This is a genomic window from Vicinamibacteria bacterium (assembly GCA_035570235.1).
GTDB lineage: Bacteria > Acidobacteriota > Vicinamibacteria > Fen-336 > Fen-336 > DATMML01.
Genome location: DATMML010000085.1, coordinates 81,247 through 104,769 on the forward strand (window position 1 = coordinate 81,247; position 23,523 = coordinate 104,769).

19 protein-coding genes are annotated in these 23,523 nt (G+C 67.4%); 11 read left to right on the forward strand and 8 right to left on the reverse strand.

Annotated elements, in window-relative coordinates; genetic code table 11:
• Positions 1 to 22 precede the first annotated feature (22 nt).
• Complete coding sequence (locus tag VN461_15615; GenBank protein HXB56206.1) at positions 23 to 1,129, forward strand: Zn-dependent alcohol dehydrogenase; 1,107 nt, start codon at positions 23 to 25, stop codon at positions 1,127 to 1,129.
• Here the strand turns inward: VN461_15615 and VN461_15620 are convergent.
• Positions 1,110 to 2,495, reverse strand: coding sequence for an MFS transporter (locus tag VN461_15620; protein ID HXB56207.1), 1,386 nt, complete (start codon positions 2,493 to 2,495; stop codon positions 1,110 to 1,112). The two genes, VN461_15615 and VN461_15620, sit on opposite strands and share 20 nt — an antisense overlap.
• A 167-nt stretch (positions 2,496 to 2,662) precedes the next feature.
• Here VN461_15620 and VN461_15625 point away from each other — a divergent pair, with 167 nt between their 5' ends.
• On the forward strand, positions 2,663 to 3,436 hold the full coding sequence (locus tag VN461_15625; protein ID HXB56208.1) for an SDR family oxidoreductase: 774 nt from the start codon (positions 2,663 to 2,665) through the stop codon (positions 3,434 to 3,436).
• A gap of 18 nt (positions 3,437 to 3,454) precedes the next feature.
• Positions 3,455 to 5,035: a 4-coumarate--CoA ligase family protein gene (locus VN461_15630; protein ID HXB56209.1), complete on the forward strand. Its 1,581-nt coding sequence runs from the start codon at positions 3,455 to 3,457 to the stop codon at positions 5,033 to 5,035.
• On the opposite strand, the gene VN461_15635 is transcribed toward VN461_15630, so the two are convergent.
• Positions 5,032 to 6,189, reverse strand: a complete 1,158-nt coding sequence (locus tag VN461_15635) for an acyl-CoA dehydrogenase family protein (protein HXB56210.1) — start codon at positions 6,187 to 6,189, stop codon at positions 5,032 to 5,034. The two genes, VN461_15630 and VN461_15635, sit on opposite strands and share 4 nt — an antisense overlap.
• Before the next feature lie 122 nt (positions 6,190 to 6,311).
• Here VN461_15635 and VN461_15640 point away from each other — a divergent pair, with 122 nt between their 5' ends.
• The 4 genes from VN461_15640 to VN461_15655 are packed head-to-tail and all read left to right on the forward strand — an operon-like array spanning position 6,312 to position 10,933.
• On the forward strand, positions 6,312 to 8,432 hold the full coding sequence (locus VN461_15640; GenBank protein ID HXB56211.1) for a 3-hydroxyacyl-CoA dehydrogenase NAD-binding domain-containing protein: 2,121 nt from the start codon (positions 6,312 to 6,314) through the stop codon (positions 8,430 to 8,432).
• The gene (locus VN461_15645) at positions 8,429 to 8,902 is read left to right on the forward strand and encodes a MaoC family dehydratase (GenBank protein HXB56212.1); all 474 of its coding nucleotides are present in this window, start codon (positions 8,429 to 8,431) and stop codon (positions 8,900 to 8,902) included. Before VN461_15640 ends, VN461_15645 begins: the two co-directional genes overlap by 4 nt.
• Complete coding sequence (locus VN461_15650; protein ID HXB56213.1) at positions 8,880 to 9,956, forward strand: phosphotransferase family protein; 1,077 nt, start codon at positions 8,880 to 8,882, stop codon at positions 9,954 to 9,956. The genes VN461_15645 and VN461_15650 overlap by 23 nt, the downstream gene beginning before the upstream one ends.
• Positions 9,953 to 10,933 (forward strand): NADPH:quinone oxidoreductase family protein, encoded by a 981-nt coding sequence (locus tag VN461_15655; GenBank protein ID HXB56214.1) that lies wholly within the window; start codon positions 9,953 to 9,955, stop codon positions 10,931 to 10,933. Before VN461_15650 ends, VN461_15655 begins: the two co-directional genes overlap by 4 nt.
• A 6-nt stretch (positions 10,934 to 10,939) precedes the next feature.
• On the opposite strand, the gene VN461_15660 is transcribed toward VN461_15655, so the two are convergent.
• Positions 10,940 to 12,127, reverse strand: coding sequence for a thiolase family protein (locus VN461_15660; GenBank protein ID HXB56215.1), 1,188 nt, complete (start codon positions 12,125 to 12,127; stop codon positions 10,940 to 10,942).
• Between the two features lie 67 nt (positions 12,128 to 12,194).
• The gene (locus VN461_15665; GenBank protein HXB56216.1) at positions 12,195 to 15,230 is read right to left on the reverse strand and encodes a carboxypeptidase regulatory-like domain-containing protein; all 3,036 of its coding nucleotides are present in this window, start codon (positions 15,228 to 15,230) and stop codon (positions 12,195 to 12,197) included.
• A 249-nt stretch (positions 15,231 to 15,479) separates the two neighbouring features.
• Between VN461_15665 and VN461_15670 the strand changes: the two genes are divergently transcribed.
• Positions 15,480 to 16,175, forward strand: a complete 696-nt coding sequence (locus tag VN461_15670) for a TetR/AcrR family transcriptional regulator (GenBank protein HXB56217.1) — start codon at positions 15,480 to 15,482, stop codon at positions 16,173 to 16,175.
• 37 nt (positions 16,176 to 16,212) lie between these two features.
• The gene (locus VN461_15675) at positions 16,213 to 17,103 is read left to right on the forward strand and encodes an alpha/beta hydrolase (protein HXB56218.1); all 891 of its coding nucleotides are present in this window, start codon (positions 16,213 to 16,215) and stop codon (positions 17,101 to 17,103) included.
• Between the two features lie 10 nt (positions 17,104 to 17,113).
• Here the strand turns inward: VN461_15675 and VN461_15680 are convergent, their stop codons facing one another.
• From VN461_15680 to VN461_15690, 3 genes are all read right to left on the reverse strand, one after another.
• Positions 17,114 to 18,334: an acyl-CoA dehydrogenase family protein gene (locus VN461_15680; GenBank protein ID HXB56219.1), complete on the reverse strand. Its 1,221-nt coding sequence runs from the start codon at positions 18,332 to 18,334 to the stop codon at positions 17,114 to 17,116.
• 16 nt (positions 18,335 to 18,350) lie between these two features.
• Positions 18,351 to 19,442 carry an acyl-CoA dehydrogenase family protein gene (locus VN461_15685; GenBank protein HXB56220.1) on the reverse strand — a complete coding sequence of 364 codons (1,092 nt, stop codon included), beginning with the start codon at positions 19,440 to 19,442 and terminating at the stop codon, positions 18,351 to 18,353.
• Positions 19,443 to 20,362: 920 nt separating this feature from the next.
• On the reverse strand, positions 20,363 to 20,755 hold the full coding sequence (locus VN461_15690; GenBank protein ID HXB56221.1) for a VOC family protein: 393 nt from the start codon (positions 20,753 to 20,755) through the stop codon (positions 20,363 to 20,365).
• 88 nt (positions 20,756 to 20,843) lie between these two features.
• On the opposite strand from VN461_15690, the gene sigJ reads away from it, so the two are divergent.
• Together sigJ and VN461_15700 are read left to right on the forward strand one after the other, a co-directional pair.
• Entirely contained in the window at positions 20,844 to 21,725 is an 882-nt protein-coding gene (gene sigJ, locus VN461_15695) for an RNA polymerase sigma factor SigJ (GenBank protein HXB56222.1), read from the forward strand.
• Positions 21,726 to 21,830: 105 nt separating this feature from the next.
• Positions 21,831 to 22,283, forward strand: a complete 453-nt coding sequence (locus VN461_15700; protein HXB56223.1) for a DoxX family protein — start codon at positions 21,831 to 21,833, stop codon at positions 22,281 to 22,283.
• Between the two features lie 344 nt (positions 22,284 to 22,627).
• Here the strand turns inward: VN461_15700 and VN461_15705 are convergent, their stop codons facing one another.
• Complete coding sequence (locus VN461_15705) at positions 22,628 to 23,164, reverse strand: DinB family protein (GenBank protein HXB56224.1); 537 nt, start codon at positions 23,162 to 23,164, stop codon at positions 22,628 to 22,630.
• Positions 23,165 to 23,523: the final 359 nt, after the last annotated feature.

The window sequence follows — 23,523 nt, forward strand, 5'->3', positions numbered from 1 at the left end:
ACGTCTCCGGAAGAGGTAGATCGTGAAAGCTGCCGTCTGTCGCACCCGAGGCCAGCCGGTGCAGGTCGAGGATGTCGAGCTCGGCCGTCCGCAGCAGGACGAAGTCCTCGTCCGGCTCGCGGCCAGCGGGGTCTGCCATTCCGACTATTCGGTCGTGAACGGCGTGATGCCCATGAAGCTTCCCTGCGTGCTTGGGCACGAGGGGGCGGGAGTGGTAGAGGAGGTCGGGGCGGGGGTCAGCCACGTCCGGCCCGGCGACCGCGTGGTGCTCTCGTGGGTCACGCCGTGCGGAAGCTGCTTCTATTGCCGCGAGGGCCAGCCCAACCTGTGCGACCTCGGTACGAAGATCAACTCCCATCACCGGATGCCCGATGGCACCAGCCGCCATCACAAGGACGGTGAGGACCTCCAGTCGTTCTCGGCCATTGGCGCCATGGCCGAGCTAGCGGTGGTGCCTGCGGGGGCCGCGGTCAAGCTGCCGCCCGACGCCCCCCTGGAGAAGGCCGCCCTGATCGGCTGCTCGGTGATGACCGGAGTGGGTGCCGTCTGGCACACCGCCGACGTGAAACCGGGCAGCCGCGTGGCCGTCTTCGGCGCGGGTGGCGTGGGGTTGAACGCCATCCAGGGCGCCGCCCTCGTCGGGGCCGAGCGCATCATTGCCGTCGATGTCCACGCGCGCAAGCTCGAGCTGGCCCGCGTCTTCGGAGCCACGCACGTCGTGGACGGCTCTCGAGAAGACGCGGGGGCGGCGATCAGGGAGCTGACGGACGGGCGCGGAGCGGACTACGCGTTCGAGGCCATCGGAAGCAAGAAGACGATCGAGCAGGCCTACGCTGCCGTGCGCAGGGGTGGTACGTGCGTGGTGATCGGGATCGGGCCACGGACGGAATCCGTGGAGCTGAACGTCTTCATGCTTCCCGTCCTGGAGAAGCGCCTCGTCGGCTGCTGGTACGGCGGAGCCCGCGTCCATCGCGACCTGCCGCGGCTGCTCGCGATGTACCGCGCCGGCAAGCTCAAGCTCGACGAGCTGGTGACCCGCACCTACCGTCTGGAAGAAGTCAATCAGGCCTTCGCGGACATGGAGCGTGGGGAAAATGCCCGGGGCGTGATCACCTTCCCAGGGGTGTGAGAGGCGCCTGGCCCGGGCCCGCCCCCCGCATCCACGACTGCAGCTTCAGGACGTCCTTCTTCACGCAGCGCGAAGCGGCGAATAGGACGGCGGAGAGGATCGCCGCGAGCAGGGGAACGAGGTAGAGGGCGTTGTGCAGGCCCTCCGCTCGGAACGGGTTCAGGGCGGCGGGCGAGGTGGCCCTGGCGCCGCCCACCATCGTCAGCAAGACGTCGAAGAGCACCGCGCCGACCGACCGCTCGCCGACCACGCCAGCGGCGGCGCCCGCCCTCATCGTGAAGTAATCGCTGGCGACACCTGTACCGAGCGGACCGAGGGATGCCCCAAGGAGGTACATCGCACAGAAGTAGAGGGCCATCGCCGTTCCCCGCAGCGACGGCGCTACGATGTCCTGAACGGTCGAATAGACAGTCGCGTAGTACGCGTACATGACACCGATGCCGAAACCCATGAGCAACGAAAACGTAAGCACGTCCCCGCGAGGCCGCAGCAGCGCCAGGAACATGGCCGGCGTCGAGACCACGAGCGCCCCGGTAGCGACGAGCAGCCGGCCGTCCACCCGCCGCCGGTACAGCGCGTCGGCCGCGATGCCCCCGCCGAACAGGCCGACGATCCCCGAAAGGCCGTACACGACCATCGAGATCCTCCCCGCCTCGGCCACGCCTACGCCGTGAAAGCGAATGAGGAAAGGGACCAGGAACGCCCCGAGGGCGTACATGTTGAAGTTGTGCAGCACGCCGGAGGCGATCACCCACCACAGCGTGGGGATGGACATCACGAGGGCATAGGGCGAGCCCCGAGGCCGACGCTCGCCCACGGCGTGCTCCTCGGCCATCCCGCGCGCGGGCTCCCGGATCCAAAGCGCTGCCACCGCGCATAAAAGCCCCGGCACCGCCGCCACGTAGAACGTCGCCCGCCATCCCCAATTGTGCGCGATCCACCCGCCTAGGCCGTTGGCCAGGCCGAGCCCGACCGGGAGTCCGAGCATCCAGATCGCCACCGCGCGGGCGCGCCGTGTCCCCGGGAACAGGTCGCCGATGAGTGATGTGGACGCCGGCGAGCACGTCGCCTCGCCGACGCCCACGCCGAGACGCGCCACGACCATCTGCGCGAAGCTGCGTGCGCAGCCGGAGACGGCGGTCAACGCGCTCCAGACAAAGACGCCGGCGCTCAGGATGCGCCTGCGTTCCCTTCGGTCCGCGAGCCGGCCGAGGGGCACGCCCACGACGGCGTACAGCAGCGTGAACACCGTCCCGAGTAGACCGAGCGCGGTGTCGCTGAGGGCCCATTCCCTGCGCACCTCCTCCCCCACGGCGCCCAGGATCTGGCGGTCGAAGAAGTTCATCAGGTTGATCGCGAATAGCACCGCGAGCGCATACGTGGCGCCGCTGTGCGCGCCCGTGACTCGTGCGGCGGGTGTTGCAGGCGCCGGCTTGTCCAAGGAGAACCGGCCGATAGTAACACGGCCGCCCGAGCTTTCCCGAGCAGTAAAGCATTGACACCGAGCCCGGACCGCCGTATAAGCGCTCACTGATGCCCGCGATCAAAGAGCTCTTCGACCTGTCCGGCCGCACGGCCATCGTCACCGGAGGCTCGCGGGGCTTGGGCCGAGAGATGGCCGAAGGCTTGGCCGAAGCCGGTGCCGCGCTGATGCTGTGCGCCCGGCGAGAGGAGTGGCTCACGCCGACCGTACAGGACATGCGGGCGCACGGCTTCCGCGTCGAGGGGCTGGTCGCGGACGTTTCCAGGCCCTCCGACGTACAAGGGGTCGTCGACGGCGCCGTCGCCGCTTTCGGAAAGATCGACATCCTGATCAACAACGCCGGCGTGACCTGGGGTGAAGAGCCGGAAGCCATGCCCCTCGAGAAATGGCAGAGGGTCATCGACGTGAACCTGACCGGCGCCTTCCTGTTCTCGCAGTCGGCCGGGCGCGAGATGTTGAAGCGGCGGTACGGCCGTATCGTCAACGTCGCGTCGCTCGCGGGGCTGCGCTCGTCGGTCCACGGTCCGCACTACGCGGCCTACGCGGCGAGCAAGGCCGGGCTCATGGGGTTGACGCGCGAGCTGGCGGCTTCCTGGGGCAGGCAGGGCATCCGCGTCAACGCGATCGCGCCCGGCTTCTTCCACTCCCGGATGGCGGATCCGGCGATCCCCATGGCGGAGCCCGACATCAAGGCGAACAGCCCGATCCCGCGGGTGGGAGATGCGGGAGAGCTGAAAGGCGTCACGGTCTTTCTCGCCGCGGATGCCTCGAACTACGTCACCGGCCAGGTCATCGCTGTCGATGGCGGCCGCTCGATCGTCTGAAGACAGTCCAAGAAGACCATGGTCTGGAAGAGCCCCTACGCCGACGCCAACATCCCCGAAGCTCCGCTCACGAGCGTGGTGCTGGAGCGCGCGACTGCGTTGGGCGACAAACCTGCGCTGGTGTGTGGGGTAACCGGCCGCCGCATCACCTACGCCGAGCTCATCGAAGGAGTGCGGCGCGTTGCGCGGGGCCTAGCCGATCGTGGCTTCGGGCCCGGCGACGTTCTCGGCCTCTACAGCCCCAACCTGCCCGAGTATGCCTTGGCCGTCTTCGGCGTGGCAAGACTGGGCGGCATCGTTACCACCGTGAACCCGCTCTACACCGTGGACGAATTGGTCCACCAGCTCGAGGACGCCCGCGCCCGAGTCCTCGTCACCGCCCCCCCGTTCCTGGAGAAGGCGCGCGCGGCCGCTTCCCGCACCGGCGTCAAGGAGGTCTTCGTCTTCGGCGAGGCCGACGGCGCGCTCCCCTTCGCCTCACTGTTTCGAAGCGTCGGTGAGCCGCCCGCGGTCGAGATCGCCCCTCGCGAGGACGTCGCCGTCCTCCCGTACTCGAGCGGCACGACCGGCCGGTCCAAGGGCGTGATGCTGACGCACCACAACCTGGTCTCCAACATCTTCCAGTGCGTCGGCATGGACGACATCCGCGAGGACGACGTCGTGATCGCTGTGCTGCCGTTCTTCCACATCTACGGTCTCTCCGTCCTGTTGAACATGACGCTCCATCACGGCTGCACCCTGGTGACGCTACCCCGTTTCGAGCTGGAGCCGTTCGTCAAGGCGCTGGAGGACCACAAAGTCACGCGCGCCTACGTCGTGCCACCGATCATCCTGGGCCTGGCCAAGCACCCGGTGGTGGACACGTTCGACCTGCGCAGCCTGCGCTGCATCAACTCTGGCGCCGCGCCGCTCGGAGCGGAGGTCCAGGGCGCGCTGGCCAGGCGCCTCCGCTGCATCGTCAAGCAGGGCTACGGGCTCACGGAGACGAGCCCGGTCACGCACACGAACCCCGATGACGGCGTGCGGTTGGGAGCGTCGGGTCTGCTCATCCGGAACACCGAGTGCCGGATCGTGGATCCGGGCTCCGGCGCGGACCTGGGGACGGGCGAGCACGGCGAGCTTTGGGTGCGGGGACCGCAGGTGATGAAGGGCTACCTGAACGACCCGAGTGCCACGCGCGCATCGATCACGCCCGAAGGGTGGCTCCGGACGGGCGACATCGGCTATGTCGACGCCGACGGATTCCTGTTCGTGGTGGACCGGCTCAAGGAGCTGATCAAGTACAAGGGGATGCAGGTGCCGCCGGCAGAGTTAGAGGCGCTACTCCTGACGCACCCCGCGGTGGCGGATGCGGCCGTGATCGGCAGCCCAGACTCGGAAGCGGGCGAGGTGCCGAAGGCCTTCGTGGTCCTGAAGGGCGAGGCCACGCCGGATGAGCTGATGGCGTTCGTCGCGGAACGCGTCGCTCCCCACAAGAAGATCCGCCTGCTCGAGATCGCGGAGCAGATCCCCAAGTCGCCGGCGGGCAAGATCCTGCGGCGGCTGCTCGTGGAACGGGAGCGCTTGCTGAATTCGCCCCCGGACGCCTCGCGGCCCTAGCCCGGGTCTCGGTCCCGGCGCAGCTCCAGCTTGGCGATCGCCTCCCGGTGCACCTCGTCGGGCCCATCCGCGAGACGAACCGTCCGCGCGTGCGCCCAGGCCGACGCGAGGCCGAAATCGTCGCTGACGCCCGCGCCCCCGTGGGCCTGGATGGCGCGGTCGATCACGCGAAGTGCGGCGCGCGGCACCACGACCTTGATCATCGCGATCTCGCCGCGAGCGGCCTTGTTGCCCGCGCTGTCCATCAGGTAGGCCGCCTTGAGCGTCAGGAGGCGCGCCTGCTCGATGTCCATTCGCGACTCCGCGATGTCGGCCCGGATCGTCCCCTGCTCGGCCAGGGACTTGCCGAAGGCGTGACGGGAGGCGACCCGCCGGCACATGGCGGCCAGCGCGCGCTCCGCCATGCCGATCAGGCGCATGCAGTGGTGGACGCGGCCCGGCCCCAGGCGTCCCTGCGCGATCTCGAAGCCGCGGCCCTCGCCGAGCAGCAGGTTCGACGCCGGGACGCGCACGTTCTCGAATGTCATCTCCGCGTGCCCGTGCGGCGCGTCGTCGTACCCAAAGACGGGCAGCATGCGATTGACGGTGACGCCGGGGGCGTCCATGGGGACGAGGATCATCGACTGCTGCTGATGGCGCGGAGCATCCTCGTCCGTCTTGCCCATGAAGATCGCCACCTTGCAGCGCGGATCGCCCGCGCCGGAGATCCACCACTTGCGGCCATTGATCCGGTAGCCACCGCCGTCCTTGACGATGCGGGACCGGATGTTCGTCGCGTCAGAAGAGGCGACGTCCGGCTCCGTCATGGCGAAGCACGACCGGATCTCGCCCGCGAGCAGCGGCTCCAGCCAACGCTTCCGTTGCTCCGCCGTCCCGTAGCGGACCAGCACCTCCATGTTGCCGGTGTCGGGGGCCGAGCAGTTGAACACCTCGGGCGCAAGGGGAAGGGCCCGGCCCATAATCTCGCACAGCGGCGCGTACTCGGCGTTCGTGAGCCCGGCCCCGTACTCGCTCTCGGCTAGGAACAGGTTCCACAAGCCGGCCCCGCGTGCCCTGGCCTTCAGCTCCTCGACGATGGGGGCCGGCTGCCAGCGGTCGCCCTCGGCCACCTGTCGGGCAAAGGTGGCTTCGTTCGGATGAACGTGCTCGTCCATGAACCGGACCAGCCGCACCTCGAGGTCCTGCACCTTTGTCGAACGCGCGAAAGGACTTTGCTCTGCGGTCAAGTTGCTGGCATGATAACGCGAGTTGCCTCGATTGTCTCAGGTGAGAGCCCATGTCTAACCTCGTGCGCTACGAGCCAACGCAGAGGGTCGCCGTCCTCACCGTCGACAACCCCCCCGTGAACGCGCTCGGACCCGGAGTGCTGGCCGCCATCGAGGAGGCCGTCGCCCGCGGCCTCTGCGACCCCCTGGTCGACGCCCTGGTCCTGATCGGGGCCGGCCAGACCTTCGTGGCCGGCGCCGACATCAACATGTTCAAGACGATCAAGAGCCGCGAGGAGTCGATCGAGAGGTCGCAGCAGACCCACGCACGACTGTTGCGCCTCGAGGACGCCAGGAAGCCGGTGGTGGCTGCCATCCACGGCAGTGCGCTCGGCGGCGGGCTGGAGCTGGCCATGGCCTGCCACTACCGGGTCGCGACGGCGGACGCGAAGCTCGGACAGCCTGAGGTGACCCTCGGCATCATCCCCGGTGCGGGCGGCACGCAACGCCTCCCCCGGCTCGCCGGCGCCGCCATGGCGCTGGAGATGTGCACGGAGGGCAAGCCGGTTCCCGCGGCGCGGGCGCAGACGAGCGGGATCGTCGACCGCGTCGTGAGCGGAGATCTCCGGGAAGCGGCCATTGCTTTCGCCGGCGAGCGCGCGGGCGAAGTTCGACCAACGCGCGAGCGGACCGCGAAGATCGCGGACCGCGCCGCGGGGCTCGCCGCCTGCCTGGCCGTCCGGACGGCGCTGGGCAAGACCCCGCGCGGCGCGCGGGCGCCGCTCGTGGCCGTCGACGCGATCGAGGCTGCCTTGACCCTGGACTTCGACGCTGGCTGCGCCCGCGAGCGGGAGCTCTTCGCGGACTGCGTCCTGTCCACCCAGTCGCGCGCGCTCGTGCATCTCTTCTTCGCCGAGCGAGAAGGCGGCAAGGTTCCCGATGTACCGAGAGAGACGAAGGCTCGCGAGATCCAGCGGGCGGGCGTGGTCGGCGCGGGCACCATGGGGGGCGGGATCGCGATGTCCTACGCGAACGCGGGGATTCCCGTGCTGCTCAAGGAGGTCGACGAGACCGCGCTGCAGCGCGGCCTCGCCACCATCCGCAGGAACTACGAGGCGTCGGTCGCCAAGGGAAGAATGAGCGCCGAACAGCTCGAGCGAACGCTCAACCTCATTAGCCCGACGACGACCTACGCCGGCTTCGACGGCGCCGACGTCGTGGTGGAGGCGGTCTTCGAGAACATGGACTTGAAGAAGGGGACGCTGACCGAGCTCGGGCGGGTGACGCGGCCCGATTGCGTGCTGGCATCCAACACCTCGACCCTCGACATCGACGAGCTGGCGCGCGCGAGCGGCCGGCCGGCACAGGTGATTGGCCATCACTTCTTCAGCCCCGCCAACGTGATGAAGCTGCTCGAGATCGTGCGGGGCCGCGAAACGAGCCGCGAGGTGATCGCCACCTCCCTGAAGCTGGCCAAGCGCCTCGGCAAGGTCGGCGTGGTGGTCGGCAACTGTTTCGGATTCGTCGCCAACCGGATGCTCGCCTACTACCTGCGCGAGGCGAACCTGCTGCTAGAGGAAGGGGCGAGCGTGCCCCAGATCGATGGCGCCCTCACCGATTTCGGGATGCCGGTCGGCCCCTTTGGCATGCAGGACATCGCGGGCATCGACGTGGGGGCGCGGATCCGCCAGCACTTGAAGTCCATGGGCATGACAAGGGCAGAGGGCCCGCAGTCGGAGGTGCCGGACCGGCTGTACGAGATGGGCCGTTACGGACAGAAGACGGGGGCTGGCTGGTACCGCTACGAGCCGGGCAAGCGTACCCCGATCCCGGACCCGCTCGTCGATCAGCTGGCCGGAGAGGCCGCGCGGAAGCGGGGGATCACGCGCCGCCGCATCTCGGACGAGGAGATCGTCGCGCGTATCATGACCGCGCTCGCGAACGAGGGCGCGCGAGCTCTCGAGGACGGGTACGCGACACGCGCCGGCGACATCGACGTCATCTACTGCTACGGCTTCGGCTTCCCGCGCTACCGTGGGGGGCCGATGTTCTACGCCGACACCGTCGGCCTGCCCGCCGTGCTGGGCAGGGTCAAAGAGTACCGCGACCGCCTCGGCGACCACTGGGCGCCCGCGCCGCTTCTCGAGCGGCTGGCCGCGGCCGGTCGCGGCTTCTACACCGAGGCCTCCTGATCGAGATCGAAAGCGTCGTCTCCCTGCGCGAGCGCCTCGGCCAGGAGGTGGCGGTCAGCGACTGGGTCGACGTGACACAGGAGCGGATCGACCAGTTCGCGGCCGCCACCGAGGATCGCCAGTGGATCCACGTCGACCGGGCGCGGGCCGCACGCGAGCTGCCGTCGAAGACGACCATCGCCCACGGCTTCTTGACCTTGTCGCTCCTGAGCGCGCTGGCGAGGCGCGCGATGGGGTTCCCCGGCCTGATCATGGCCGTCAACTATGGAGTGAACCGCGTGCGCTTCGTGTCTCCCGTCCCCGCGGGGTCGCGCGTCCGGGCCCGTTTCTCACCCATGACCGTACTCGACGTGGCGGGCGGCGGCGTGCAGGTCGCCTGGAAGGTCGTGGTCGAGAGCGAGGGAGGCGACAAGCCTTGCGCAGTGGCCGAGTGGCTGGTCCGCTACCATGAACGGCCTGCCGCTTCCTGACACGAGCCCCGTGCGGGGCGGCGAGGGGCTGGACTGGGCGCGCCTCCGGGCCTACCTGCGTGAGCACCTCGACCCGCGCGAGATCGCCGGGCTCGATCTCTCTTGCGAGATGGAGGTCGCCCAGTTCCCCGGGGGCCACTCCAACCTCACGTATGTTCTCCGCTTCGGCGCCACGGAGCTGGTCTTTCGCCGGCCGCCCCTCGGGCCCGTGGCGCCGACGGCGCACGACATGATGCGCGAGCACCGCTGGCTTGTCGCGCTCCGTCCGGTGTTTCCGCTGGCCCCGCGGCCGTACCTCATCTGCGAGGACGCCGGTATCGTTGGGTCCGTCTTCTACGTGATGGAGCGGCGGCACGGGCTGGTGGTGCGTCATGAAGACGCCGCGAGCTGGGCCGATCGCGGAGACGACTGTCGGCTGGTCAGTCAGGCGCTGGTTGACACCCTGGCCGAGCTTCACGAGATCGACGTCTCGGCGCGCGGCCTCTCCGGCCTCGGCAAGCCTGCCGGTTTCGTGCTGCGGCAGGTCCGCGGCTGGACCGAACGCTGGCAGCGCGCGAAGACGGATGCCGTTCCGGAGATGGACGCCCTCGCGCAGTGGCTGTCGGATGACGTGCCGCCCGAATCCGAGAGGCCCACGATCGTCCACGGCGACTTCAAGCTCGACAACGTGATGCTCGACGAGGCTCAGGTGGGCCGCCTGACGGCGGTGCTGGACTGGGAGATGTGCGCGCTCGGGGACCCGCTCGTGGACCTCGGCATCCTGCTCGCCTACTGGCCGCCCTCGGCACCCGGGGCCCGCCCGCCGCGGACGGACCCCTCCGGGTGGCTCAACCGCGACGAGATCGTGGCGCGCTACGCGGCACAAAGCGGGCGTGACGTCTCGAGGGTCCGCTACTACGAGACGTTCGCGCTCTTCAAGGTCGCCGTGGTGCTCCAGCAGATCTTCTACCGCTACGCGCGCGGCCAGACCAACGATGCCCGATTCGCGAGCTTCGGGGAGCACGTCGCGGCTCTGGCGCGCGAGGCGAGCTTGCGGGCTCGGGAGCAGGCGTGAAAGCCCTCGTGTGCCGCCAGTACGGCCCGCCGGAATCCCTGACCATCGAGGCGCTGCCCTCACCCGAGCCCGGACCCGGGGAGGTCGTGGTCAGGGTGAAGGCGGCGAGCCTGAACTTCCCGGACGTGCTGATCATCCAGGACAAGTACCAGTTGAAGCCGCCGCTGCCTTTCTCGCCGGGCAGCGAGCTGGCGGGCGTAGTGGAGAGGGTGGGGGCTGGAGTGGAGGGCGTGAAGCGCGGCGACCCGGTGCTCGCCGTCATCGGTTACGGCGCCTTCGCGGAGGAGGTCAGGGTCGAGGTCGGACGCCTTGTGCCGATCCCCCAGGGCATGGATTTCGTGACCGCGGCCGCGTTCCTGCTGACCTACGGCACCTGCGATCACGCCCTGCGCGACCGGGGGCGTCTGGCCGCCGGCGAGACGTTGCTCGTGCTCGGCGCCGCGGGCGGAGTCGGCATCGCCGCGATCGAGATCGGCAAGGCCCTCGGCGCCCGCGTCATTGCCGGTGCCTCCAGCGACGAGAAGCTCGCGGCCTGCCGTGAGCACGGCGCCGACGCCACGATCGACTACGCGAGGGGGGAGGTGCGGGAACGGATCAAGGAGCTCACGGGAGGCAAGGGCGTGGACGTGGTGCTCGACCCCGTCGGCGGGTCGCTGACCGAGTCGGCTCTGCGCTCCACGGCCTGGCGCGGACGCCTGTTGGTGGTCGGCTTCGCCGGGGGCGAGATCCCGAAGATCCCGCTGAACCTGCCCCTGCTCAAGGGATGCTCCGTCGTCGGCGTCTTCTGGGGGGACTTCGCGCGCCGGGAGCGCGCGGCCTTCGCGGAGAGCGTGGCCCAACTCGGCCGCTGGTACGGCGAGGGAAGGCTCAGGCCCCACGTCTCCGCGACATTCCCGCTCGAGCGCGCGGTCGACGCGCTCAACCTGCTGGCGGCGCGCAAGGTCACCGGCAAGCTGGTGCTCACCGTGGCCAACTAGGCCACCTCAGCGACAGGCCTCGAAGAGGGCCGCCGCGCCCTGGCCGCCACCCACGCACATCGTCACCACGCCGTAGCGTGCCTGGCGGCGCCGCATCTCGTTCGCGATCGTCCCTACCAGGCGCGAGCCCGTCATGCCGAACGGATGGCCGATCGCGATCGAGCCGCCGTTGACGTTGAGCCGGTCCATGTCGAGGCCGAGCCGGTCACGGCAATACACCACCTGCGACGCGAAGGCCTCGTTGAGCTCCCACAGGTCGATGTCCTGCACGCGCAGGCCGTGCTTCTTGAGGAGCTTCGGCACCGCGAACACCGGACCGATGCCCATCTCGTCGGGCTCGCACGCGGCCACCGCGTAGCCGCGGAATACCAACTGGGGCCGGATGCCGAGCGCCTGCGCGCGGTTTATTGACATGACCACGGTCGCGGATGCACCGTCCGAGAGCTGCGAGGAATTGCCCGCCGTGACGCTGCCCTCCCCGCTCGTCGTGTCGAACGCCGGCGGCAGCCTCGACAGGCCTTCGAGCGTGGTGTCCGGCCGGTTGCACTCGTCGCGCTCCACTATGTGGTCCTCCTCGCCGATCGCTTCCCTGGACTTGTTGTCGAGCACCGCGCGGCGGACCTGGATCGGCGCCAGCTCGTCGCTCCAGAGGCCGTGCTGCTGGGCGCGGGCCGTGCGCTGCTGGCTGGCGAGAGCCAGCTCGTCTTGCGCCCGGCGGCTGATCTTGTAGCGCTTGGCCACCACTTCGGCGGTCTCGCCCATCGCGATGTAGAGGCCGGGATGGCGCTCCTCGACCCACGGGTTGGGCGAGGCGTCCCGCTCCATCATCGTGATCGACTCGACGCCGCCCCCGATCGCGGCCTCGACTCCTTCCTGAAGCACCATGTGCGCGGCCTGGACGATGGCCTGGAGGCCGGAGTTGCAGAAGCGGTTCACGGTAACGCCGGGCGTCGTCACGGGTAGGCCGGCGCGCAGGGCGGCGACGCGCGCTATGTTGTGCCCGGCCGGCCCGTGAGGCTGACCGCAGCCGAGGATGACCTCCTCGATCTCTTCCTTGCCGAGCTGCGGGACCTTGGCAAGGGCGTGGCGGATGCAGTGCGCGGCCAGATCGTCCGGCCGCGTCATGTTGAAGGACCCGCGATGCGACTTCGCCATCGGCGTCCGGCTGCTTGCGACGATCACCGCCTCTCTCATGGCCTCACATCCTCGCGGGTCCAGGCCCCCTTAGGGTGCGCGCCCTCCGTGCCACACGCGCATCGGCCTAGAAGCTCAGCTTCGCCGCGAGCTGGACCTGCCGCGGGGGCAGGGTCAAGGTGTAGTGGCCGTACGCAGGGGCCGGGTTCGACGGGAAGGCCCCCGAGCCAAAGATCACAAAGGACGACTGGTTGGTGTCCTCGATGAAGTTGGCGCGGTCGAAGACGTTGAACACATCCACAATCGCCTCGATCGCTCCGCTCTTTCCGAACTTGAATTTCTTGCTGAGGCGCACGTCCAAGTTGATTTGCTTCTCCGTGGTCCCGCTGTTCCTACCCACGGCCGTGGACGCGTCCAGCGGGTTCGTGCGAGCTCGGTCGGGCGGGAAGGCCCCGCCGTCTCCGTCCCGGTCGAGGTCGGTGCCGGCCAGAGGCGTGAAGGGGCGTCCAGACGCGGCGGTGAAGATGGTGGAGAACTGGATGTCCCACGGGAACTGGTAGACCCCCGAGAGGACGAAGCGGTGGCGCTGATCGTGGGTCGCGGGCCCACGCTCTAGGTTCGGGTTGAAGTTCAGGGGCAAGCCGAACTTGTCGTTGGGATTCCGGCCCTCACCGTTGTTCTGGGGGAGGAACTGGCTCTGGAAGTCGGTGGAGTTGTCCTCGGCCTTGCCCAGTGTGTAAGAAGCCAGGAACTGGTAGTTGTGGCTGAAGCGCTTGGAGAGCGACACCGTCACGCCCTTGTACCAGGTCTGGCCGAAGGCGGTGTACTGGAGCACGGACGCCGAGGTCCCTGCGATGCCTCCGTTCACGCACGGCCGTGACGGGATCGCAGCGCACGGAAGGTCGTTGGGACGCCGACCGGCGCCCAGCTTGGCAGGCAGGACGGGGTTGTAGTCGAGGGTCCCCACCTGATTGAAACCGCGGACATAGACGCCATTGACCGCGAGCGCGAAGTCCGCCCCCAGTGCCCGGTCGAAGCCCACGGCCACCTGGTTCGCGTAGGGGGTCTTGAGACTCGGGTCGAGACCGAACACGGTCGAGAAGTAGGTGCCGCCAAGCAAGGCCTTGGCTTGACTCTCGGAGAGCACGTGACCCGGGGCGTTCCATGCGTTTTGAGCCAGGGCAAACGGCAGGACCAGTATCCGGACGCCGCTGGCGCCGTTGAGGAGAGTCGTCACGGCGGGAATGGCCTGGATGATGTTGTCGTAGAACTTCCCGTACGACGCGTGGAGCGATGTCTTCCCGTCCCCCGCGAGGTCGTAGGCCAGGCCCAGGCGCGGGGCGACGTTGTCGCCGTCGCTCGGAGTGTCATAGGTGAACCTGGTACCCCCGACATCGGGGAGGTTGTAGGTGTAGGCGGGCAGGACCTGGCGCTGGTAGCGCACGCCCGGCTTTAGGGTCAGACGCCCGAGCCTCCACTCATCCTGCGCGAAGAGAGAGACGTCCTGGTAGGTCGCGTCAGCATAGTTCGATGTCCCGTAACCCTGGATGTAGGCGGCGGGGCGCCCGGCTTGCAGAGCAGCGACGGCGGTGGGGAACAGGCCGGGTATCGCGGCAAAGATGTACCGCCCCCCGAAGTAGAGGGGGAGCGTATTTCCAGAGCTCGGATTGGTGACACGGTTGTACTCGGCGCCGACCTTGAAGTGGTGGCGGCCGCCGACGAAGCTCAGCGTGTCCAGGAGCTGCGTCCGGTTGTTCAGGCGGAGAGCGGGCGAGAAACGCTGGCGCCCCACGGTGGCGAAACCGGTGATGTCCAGGGTGGGTCCTCCCTGGTTCTCCGCTGTGCAGCCTCCCCCGCAGCGAGGGTCGAGGGAGTCGATGTCCTGGCTCTCGTGGGCGTACTGCGCGCGGACCTCGTTGATCCAGCGGTTGGAGAGGATGTCGGTCTCGGAACCGGACAAGGACCAGTCGGTGCGGCGTTGCACCGTAGCCGCGCTCTTGGCTACGCTGCCGCCGAAGTCGTCGATGCCGTCCCTGGTGACGTCCGCGAAGTTCCCCCGCAGGGTCAAGAAGTGGTCCGGGGTCCAGTGATGGTCGACCTTCGCGAAGACCTCGGTGTTCTTGAAGCTCAGCGGGTTGTTGCCCAATTCAACCGGGAAGCCCAGGCCGTTCAGGACCGCGGCCGCCCGCGGGTCGATGACCACCAGCCTGGCGTCCTTGATGTCGGTCCGCTCGAAGGACAGGAAGAAGAACGTCTTGTCCTTCTTGAGGGGTCCGCCCAGCGTGGCCCCTTCTTGCTTCTGATTGTAAGGGGCCTTCTCGGAGTTGATGGGGTTTCCGAAGATGTCGAACTTGTCGAAGTAATTCTTGGAGTTCAACGCCGTGTCGCGGAAGTAGAAGAAGGCGTTGCCGTGGAACTCGTTGGTCCCACTCTTGGTCACGATGTTGACGACGCCTCCCGAGGCCTTCCCGAACTCCGCCGAAAAGGAATCGGTGAGGACCTGGAATTCGCGGATGGCTTCCTGGCTGAAGACGGCCCGGACCGCCCCTACGGTCGGGTCATTGTTGTCGAGGCCATCCACCATGATGTTGTTGGATCGGGCGCGCTGTCCGGTGAAAGACAACCCCGATGTGGCCGAGGCCCCCTGTTGGGGCGTTCGGTCGGGGGCGACGCCCGGAGTGATCACGGAGAAGCCGATGAAGTTCCGCCCGTTGATCGGCAGGTTGTCTATCTGCTGCTGCCCCACGACGGACTGGACCGCCGTCTGGCTCGGGTCCACGACGGGCGCCTCGGCGGTGACCGTGACCTCCTCCTTGCCTCCGGCGAGCTTCAGCGTGAAGTCCATATCCACGGCCTGGCCGAGGAGCAGCGTGAGGCCCTCCCTGGTCTGGGTGGCGAAGCCGGTGGGGCTGACCGTGATTCTATAGGTCCCGGGCGGAAGGGCGCCGATGAAGTAGTGCCCCTTGCCGTCGGTGAGGACGACGCGGGCGACGTTGGTCGCCAGGTTCGTGGCCGTAACCGTGGCACCGGGAACGCCCGCTCCCGATTCGTCCTTGATCGTTCCTTGCAGGTCGGCGCCCGTGAGGCGGGCCTGGGCGAGGGCCCCGGGGGGAAGGACGAAGGGGATGAGCAGGAGGAGCAGCGCGGCGATTCGAGACCTCATGGAGCCTCCAGACAGGGCGCCCCGGCGGACGACCATCCCCGGGGAGCACCGTGAGACGCGAGAGCGTTGAAGCATGCCTGACGCCATGGCCATGCAGATCGCGGCCGGCATTGTCCCGGAGGCTAAGCGTGCTTTACCGAGAAGTCAAGTGCTCGTTATGCTCGTTTATGATCGCTACATCGCCTGCTCACCGCCATTGGCGGCCAGCGGACCTCGAGCGGGGCGCCTCGCCCATGGTAGAGTCTGTGCGTGAAGCGGCTGCGCAAGTCGTCGTTCGCCAGGCTTCGGCGTCGCTCGAACGCGCGGCGACCAAGCCGCTCTCCCGGCGCGCAAAGACACGGATCGGGTGTACCGAAGGAAAGTGCGCGGCGCAAGGACATCATCGACCGCGCCGCGCCGATCCTTACGAGCGAAGGCTACAACGGGATCTCGATGAACGAGCTGGCCCGCCGGCTCCACCTCACGAAGCCTGGCCTCTACTACCACTTCAAGGACAAGCAAGAGCTGCTTTACGCCAGCATGAATCACAGCATGGACTTCATCGAGAAGATGTCGCTGCAGGTGACGATGGGCGCCCGCGACAACGAGGAACGACTGCGCGAGATCATCTACCAGCACGCGCTGCGGGTGGCCGTCAGCGAGCGAAAAGGCGCGCTGACGACGCTGATCGTCGATGACGTGAGCTTCCTAAGGTCCGAGGACCGGCGCGTCATCACCCAGCGCAAGCGGGCCTACTTCGAGCTGGTCCGGGCGACGGTTACCCAGCTGAAGGAGGAGGGCCGCCTGCGCAAAGGCCTCGACGCCGCGGTGGCGACCTTCTCGATCCTCGGCATGGTCATGTGGCTCACGAAGTGGTACGAGCCATCCGGGCGACTGAGCGCCGAGGAAGTAGCGGGGCAGATCGCGGACATGGCCTTGGCCGCGGTCGTCACGGACGGTGCCTGACCGCCCGGTCAACCGCCAGGGGCCGGTGGTCGCCGTAATGGCTTGCCGATCGCGCCGGGTTCTCCTGCCGAGCGGCCTCGCCTCTCACGTCCTTGAATGGGGCTTTGAGGAGTCCTCTCTCGACCACACCGTCCTCCTCCTCCACGGATGGCTCGAGAACGCCTGGGCATGGGAGGCGACGGCGGAGGCGGGCCTAGCCGGCCGCTTCCACCTGGTCTCGCTCGACCTGCGCGGCCACGGAGACAGCGATCGCGTCGGCACCGGAGGTGGGTATCACCTCGCCGACTATCTTGCCGACCTGCACGACCTGATTCCGTTGGTGGCACGAGGGCGACTGTCGCTCGTTGGCCACTCGCTGGGCGGTGCAATCGCCGGGCTGTACGCCGGCACTTGTCCGCAGAGGATCTCCCGGCTCGCGCTGTTGGAGGGGACTGGCCCGCCGCGCCCGGGTGGCGGGCCGGGACGAGTGGCCCGATGGCTTCGCGAGCGCGAGCGTGTGCGCGAGAGACCGCAGCGAAGCTACGCGAGCGTAGAGGAGGCAGCGGCGAGGCTGCGAGAGACTGATCCATCCCTGCGGCCGGCAATGGCGCTACGCTTGGCCGAGAAGGGCACCGCGCCAGGTTCCGATGGCCGTCTGCGCTTCAAGCACGACCCAAGGCTCACGGCCGGTCATCCCTGCGGCTTCGATGTGGAGCACGCGCGACGCTTTTGGGCCAACGTTGCCTGTCCCGTCCTGATCCTCGAGGGCGCGCAGTCGGGGATCCGGCTGTCCGAGGAGGAAGGGCGTCGGCGGTGGTCCGGCTTCCGCAACTGGCGGCACACCGTCTTACCCGACGCCGGCCACATGATGCAGCGTCATCAGCCCGAAGCCCTGGCCGTCGTGCTGCGCGAGTTCCTGGGCGAGGGTGCCCCGGCTCCGCCCAGGTAGGGGTGCACCTCTACTTCAGCTCCTTGCTGCTGTAGCCGAGGATGCGACGGGCGATGATGAGGCGGTTGATCTGGCCCGTGCCCTCGAACAGGTCGTTGATCTTGGCGTCGCGCATCCACTTCTCGAAGAGCAGGCGGCGCGAATAGCCCAGCGGCCCCATGAGCTCCACGCCCTTCTGGGTGGTTCGCGTGACCACGTCGCCCGCCTTGACTTTACACATCGAGGCTTCGACGGTGTTCGGTTGACGCTGGTCCATCAGCCAGGCCGCCTTCACCGTCAGCAGCCAGCCTGCCCGGAGCTGGGCCTCCATGTCCACGATATCGCGCTCGAGGGCGGTGAGGAGGTGGCGCGGCGTGCCGTAACGAACCCTGACGCCTCGCTCGGCCAGCTTCTCCTTGAGGAGCTCCAGCGTGGCGCGGGCGATCCCGAGGGCGCTGGCGGCCACGTTCGGCCGGGTGGCGTCGAAGGTGGCCATGGCGCCCTTGAAGCCCTTGGTGGGGTCCACCACTTCGGGGCTCCCCAGCAGGTTGCCGAAAGGGATGCGGCAGTTGTCGAGGACCGCGGCGGCGGTATCGCTGGCCCGGATTCCGAGCTTGTGCTCGAGCTTGCTGATCGTGAGCCCGGGCGTCCCCGCCTCCACGATGAAGGGCTTGATCCCGGCGCGGCCGGCGGAGCGATCCACCGTGGCCCAGACCACCATGAAGCCGTCGGAATCGACCACTGACTTGTGTCCGCTGGTCACGAAGATCTTCTCGCCGTTCAGGACCCAGCAGTCGCCGTCGCGCACGGCGGTGGTGCGGATGGCCGCGGTGTCCGACCCGCAGTGGGGCTCGGTCATGGCCATGCTGGCCCATTTCGGTTTGCCTTCCCGATAACGAGCTAGGAAGCGCGCCTTCTGCTCGGGAGTGCCCGTCGCCTCGACCGCCGCTCCCCCCAGGCCGGCCCCGGGGCCGCACAGGTAGATCCCGGCGTCGCCCCAGGATTGCATCTCGATGACGTGGGCGAGCGTCTGGGCGACCACGCTGGCCCGGTCGCTCGGCACGGGCGCGCCCGCGCGGAAGCTCTCGCCCGTCTTGAGCTGCCTCTCCCACATGAGGTTCACGAACTCCCAGGGGATCTCGTGCTCGTGCTCGTCGTAGTAGCGGGCCTTGTCTCGCATCAGGCCGCTGGCCACCTGACGCACGAATTCCAGACGCTCGTCCATCTCGCGCGGCCGCTCGAACGAGATCATGGCGATGACTCCGGGTTCATATGATGGCCAGCCCTTCAAGGACCGCGAACGCGCGCGCGTCGCGCAGCCACAGCTCGACCGGGTAGTCGCGGATGTAGCCGTGGCCGCCGAGGATCTGGACCGCGCGGTCCGCGACCATCAGGGCCATGTCGTCGGCCAGGTTGCGAGCCAGGTAGGCCTCGCGCCTGGCCTCCCTCCCCTGGTCCAGCAGCCACGCCGCTTCCCAGACCAGAAGTCGTGCGGCTTCGATCTCGGTGGCCATCTCCGCCAGCATGAAGGCGATGGCCTGGCGCTGGCCGATGGCCTCGCCGAAGGCCTTGCGGTTCTTGGCGTAGTCGAGGGCATAGTCGTAGGCGGCTCGTCCCACGCCGACGGCCAGCGCGGCCCAGGCCAGGCGCGAGGCGTCGATCAGCGCGGAGACGTCGGCGCCGTCTTCACCCCCCAGCCTTTGACTCGCCGGCACGACGCAGTCTCGCAGCTCGACCGCGTAGAGCGGGAGTGCCTTCACGCCCATGTTCCTCTCACGCTCGCCGATCACTAGGCCCGGTGCGCCCGGCTTGACCAGGAAGGCCTGCGTCTTCCCGTCGAGAGCGGCATAGACGACCAGCCAGCTCGACTCCGCAGCGTAGGGGACGTTGCACTTGGAGCCGGTGAGGACGTAGTTTCCATCCCGACGCACGGCGCGCGTCTCGAGCGCACCGGCATCGAAGTCGTAACGCGGCTCCATCAGCGCGGCCGAGCCGGGTTGGTAGACATCCGCCGCAAAGCTGGGCAGCAGCTCCTGCTTCTGCTGCACGCTTCCCTGGAGTAGGATCGGCAGGGCCACGAGGTTCGGTGCCATAAGGGCCAGAGCTCCCGCCAAGCCACCCCAGCCCAGCTCCTCCGCGACGAGCGCGCCCGTCACCACTGAGCGCTCCCCGAAGCCGCCGAATTCCTCGGGCAGGCTGGCTGGGAGCAACCCGAGCTCCCACCCGGAACGCGTGGTCGATTCCGGCAGCGCGCCGGCTTCGTCCGCCACCCGCAGATGAGGCCGCAGCTCCCTGACGGCGAAGCGGTGTACGGCGTCGATCAGCGTCCTTTGGTCGTCGCTAGGCTGGAATCCGTACATCGGAGACTCCTCGGGCTCGCCGTCCGACGGCTCGCCCAGGCACGCCGACACGCGCTGGATAGTTTAACCGTGCGGTCAAGTCCGAGAGACGGCAAGCGGGGCGCGGTACCCCTGTGCTTCGCCAAAACCCACGCCGGCGACTTCGGCGTGGGTGAAGACGTGCAAATCCCGCGGTGTCGCAGACGAGGCTGAGCAACGTGAGGTCGTCCGCACGCACCTCTCGCTCGCCAAGGACGCGCCGGACCCACGACCGGTCCAGCCGCCCCAGCGCAGGCGAGATCGTGCCGTTCCCTGAGGTAGGCGGTCTGCATCACCGCTACGAACGGAGCGCCGCCCGAACATATTCATCCTCGGAGATATGAACGGAAGCCGTGACCCGGCCTCTTGGGAGCTCGGGGCCATCTTGGCGGGGACTCGGCACAGGGCCAGTTAGTGGCGAGGCGCTGTGCGGGTTCTGTGCGGGAAACCAAGCCAAAGCGACCCGAGCGTGTCGGACGCTACGCTCCCAATCTGTTGATGTCTCTTGGATGGCCTTGGGTAAGGCGGATGGGTTGAGGACCATGATCGCCCTCATAACCCAAAGGTCGCAGGTTCAAATCCTGCCCCCCTACCACTTACTAAAGTTAAGGAATGTAATCGGGGGCTCGAAAGGGCCCCCTAAACGTGTCGGTGTAAGCACGGGTAAGGCTCGGACTGGCAAGCCCAGTCTGGGCTGTTGGTCAATGGACAGGACATGACTAGTGTTACAAACGTAAGATCTAGACGCGAGGTCGCTGGCGGCGCTCATTGGGTAGACTCGGAGCCGCTCCCGCGTGTCCGACATCCTTCACCTCCCGGATGTCAGACGGGACCGGTGCGAACCCTCGCTCAAGACGACTTCGCAGAGCGCTTGCACTCAACCTGATCCGCCCTCGCCGCCCCTAATAGCGAGCGAGCTGGGTGAGCTGAATGAGGTTGCCGCAGGTGTCGTTCACCATCGCAATGGTCGAGGCAGTCACGTCGGTGGGCGGCATGGTGAACGCGGCGCCACGGGCCTTGATCCGCTCATAGTCGCCTTTGACGTCGTCGGTGTAAAACATCGCCGCGGGCTGGCTCTGTTGGAACATCGCCTGCTGATACGCTTTGGCTGTGGGGTTGTTATTCAGCGCCAACTGCAACTGAGTGCCGTCCGGTTCCTCGGGTGAAGCCACGGTCAGCCAGCGATACAGGCCCTGACTGAAGTCGGCCTTCTTGGCAAAGCCCAGTACCTCCGTATAGAAGCGCAGAGCCTTGTCCTGGTCGTCCACGTATATGCTGGTCAGTTTGATTTTCATCTCACTGCTCCTTGTGTTCCGGACCTGTCACATCAGGCACGTCTCGTCCGTCAGTATAATGACGGACCGCGACGGAGGAATGTGACCGATGCCCACACCTGAGCGGCTCGCCGAGCAATTCGAAGAGCACCGACCGCACGTGCGGGCGGTCGCGTATCGCATGCTGGGATCGGTCAGCGAGGCGGAGGACGCCGCCCAGGAAGCCTGGATCCGATTGAGCCGCACGGATGTCAGCGGTGTCGACAACCTGCGGGCTTGGCTAACGACAGTCGTCGCGCGTGTGTGCCTGGACATGTTGCGGACGCGAACATCGCGCCGGGAGGATCCCTTGGACACGCACGTACCCGATCCGGTGATCACTCGCGCCGACAAGGATCCGGAGTCCGACGCAGTGCTTGCCGACTCTGTTGGTCTCGCGCTGCTCGTGGTCCTCGAGAAGCTGGAGCCGGCAGAACGACTGGCGTTCGTGCTCCACGATGTGTTTGGGATGACCTTCGACGAGATCGCGCCCATCGTGGACCGCTCGGTCGTCGCAACGCGCCAGCTCGCGAGCCGCGCGCGCCGACGGGTCAAGAGCCAGACGCCGACGTCAGACACGGATCTGCGGAAGCAGCGCCGCGTCGTCGAGGCGTTTCTCGCCGCCGCCCAAAACGGCGACTTCGAAGCGCTGGTCGCCGTGCTGGATCCGGCGATCGTGCTGCGGGCTGATGGTGGAGCGATCAAGGGCATGTCGCGCTTCGTGCGCGGGGCTCAGGCGGTCGCCGCACAGGCCGTGACGTTCTCGAAACTCGGGTTGTCCAACCTGGTGGTTCTGGTGAATGGCAACATTGGCGTCGTGTCGCGACTCCCGGACGGGCGCCTGCTTTCCGTGATCGGCTTCACGACTGCTGACGGCAAGGTCGTTGAGATGGACATCGTGGCGGATCCAGACCGGCTCAGTCGGCTCGATCTGTCGGCCATCGAGGCCTGAACCGTTGTCGGTCGTCACATTTCTTCTGGTCGTTCCGTCATCTCTGCGACGCGAACAAGCCGGTTCGATCAAGACGGGTTCGCGGCGCCCATAAGGAGGCGCGTCATGAACAAGCCAGCCACCGGGCAGACGCTCGCCGCACCGGGACCGGCCCTCTCGCCCGCGGACCCGAGCATCCGCTCCAAAGGAATAGTCGTCGGCTACTGGATCCTCACCGCGCTCTTCTGCCTGCAGATGGGCTTCACCGCCTACGCGCAACTGCGTCTGCCGCAGGTGGCGCAGATGTTCACCCACCTCGGCTTCCCCGACTACTTCCGGGTGGAGCTCTCGTGGGCCAAGCTCCTCGGCGTCGCGCTGCTGCTGGCGCCGGTGCCGGCGCGGCTCAAGGAGTGGGCCTACGCCGGCTTCGCCATCAATCTAGCCTCGGCGCTGGTCGCCCACTTGTCGGTGGGCGATGGCCCGGAGGCCTGGAGTTGGGCGGCGGCCACCGGCGTGCTCTGGGGCCTCTCGTACGTCTTCTGGCGCCGCCTGCAGGCCACGCCGGTGCCGTTACGCTAAGCGCGGCAAATCCTGCCCCCGCTACCACTTACTAGTCAATGACTTAATGGGGTCCCAGGAGGGAGCGCTTCTTGGGGCTTGCTGTTTTGCGACGCTCTCATGGCCTTCGCTCGAGGCCGCGGTGTGACTGCCACGCCAGGGTGCACGAGACGGACTCCTAGCCTTCACGCGCTCACGCAGCCAAGGAAGGGGACTACTCCGGCGTAGTTAATTTCAACGCCGTCGTCGGGAAGCGTCTTGACTATCGCCGTTCTTATGCTTTGACCGCGAACGCGACGCAGGCCGCAACTGCAAGCTCTAGTCTGTCTCCGGCTGGCTCGTTGAAGTTGGCTCCTGCTACTCCGTTAGTGCGGATCACCGGCATCGTCACCCGAAGGTCCATAGATGCTCGGGACTCTGCCGCCCATCGGGCGAATGTAGGTGCTCAATTGGCCGCGATGGTGAACCGTATCAAACAGCGCAATCCACAACAGCCCTCCGACGGTGTCCTTCAAGAGGATCTCTTCCGTACCCTGAAGCAGCAGCGCCTGATGGTTCCAACCGCTGTCGTCCAGCGTGTGCAATTGGTTTGCGAGACTGTCATGATCACCCTCGTAGAGTGCGATCATATCGTCGCGACTCCCGAAACTGCCGGGTTGCTGCCAGCTCAATCCGCTGTACATGCTTTTTCGGTTCTTGCAGAGTGCAATGCAGCTTTGTTGGGCCGACACTAGCAGGGCCACCAATTCCCTCGCTGAACGGGACCGTGGGTGGGGCCGGTAGTCGAGTGCGCCCGCCGGCAGCGCTTTGAACACCCTCACGAAGGCAGGGTATTCCTGCTCCCACCTCTGAATGAAGAACTCTCGGTTGGTGAGCTCTCTCCCAAGCGATCGTGTTGCCATCGAAGGCTCCCTCTGGTGTCTGAGATTCTGATGTCGTAACGGGGAATAGTCCTCAGAGCACGTTTCTATCAGAAAGCGTGGCAACCCGCATATATCAGGTCTCCGGAGGGCTGGCCGTAAGGTCCCGTGCTCGCCCCCAAGCCGATTCGCCTGGCGATAGGGCCGGCGGCTGCGATCGCTGAACGCCTGCACGCCACACGTTTTGTAGCATCAAGTGTCAGATCGCCGGTCTTGCGAGAGATCCCGACCTCAGGGCCCCGGGGCCGTCATGTTCTCGCCCTCGAGCACGCGGGCGACGAACCGGATGACGGACCCGCTCGGATCAGGACCCATTAAACTGCTTGCGGTGACGAGACGAG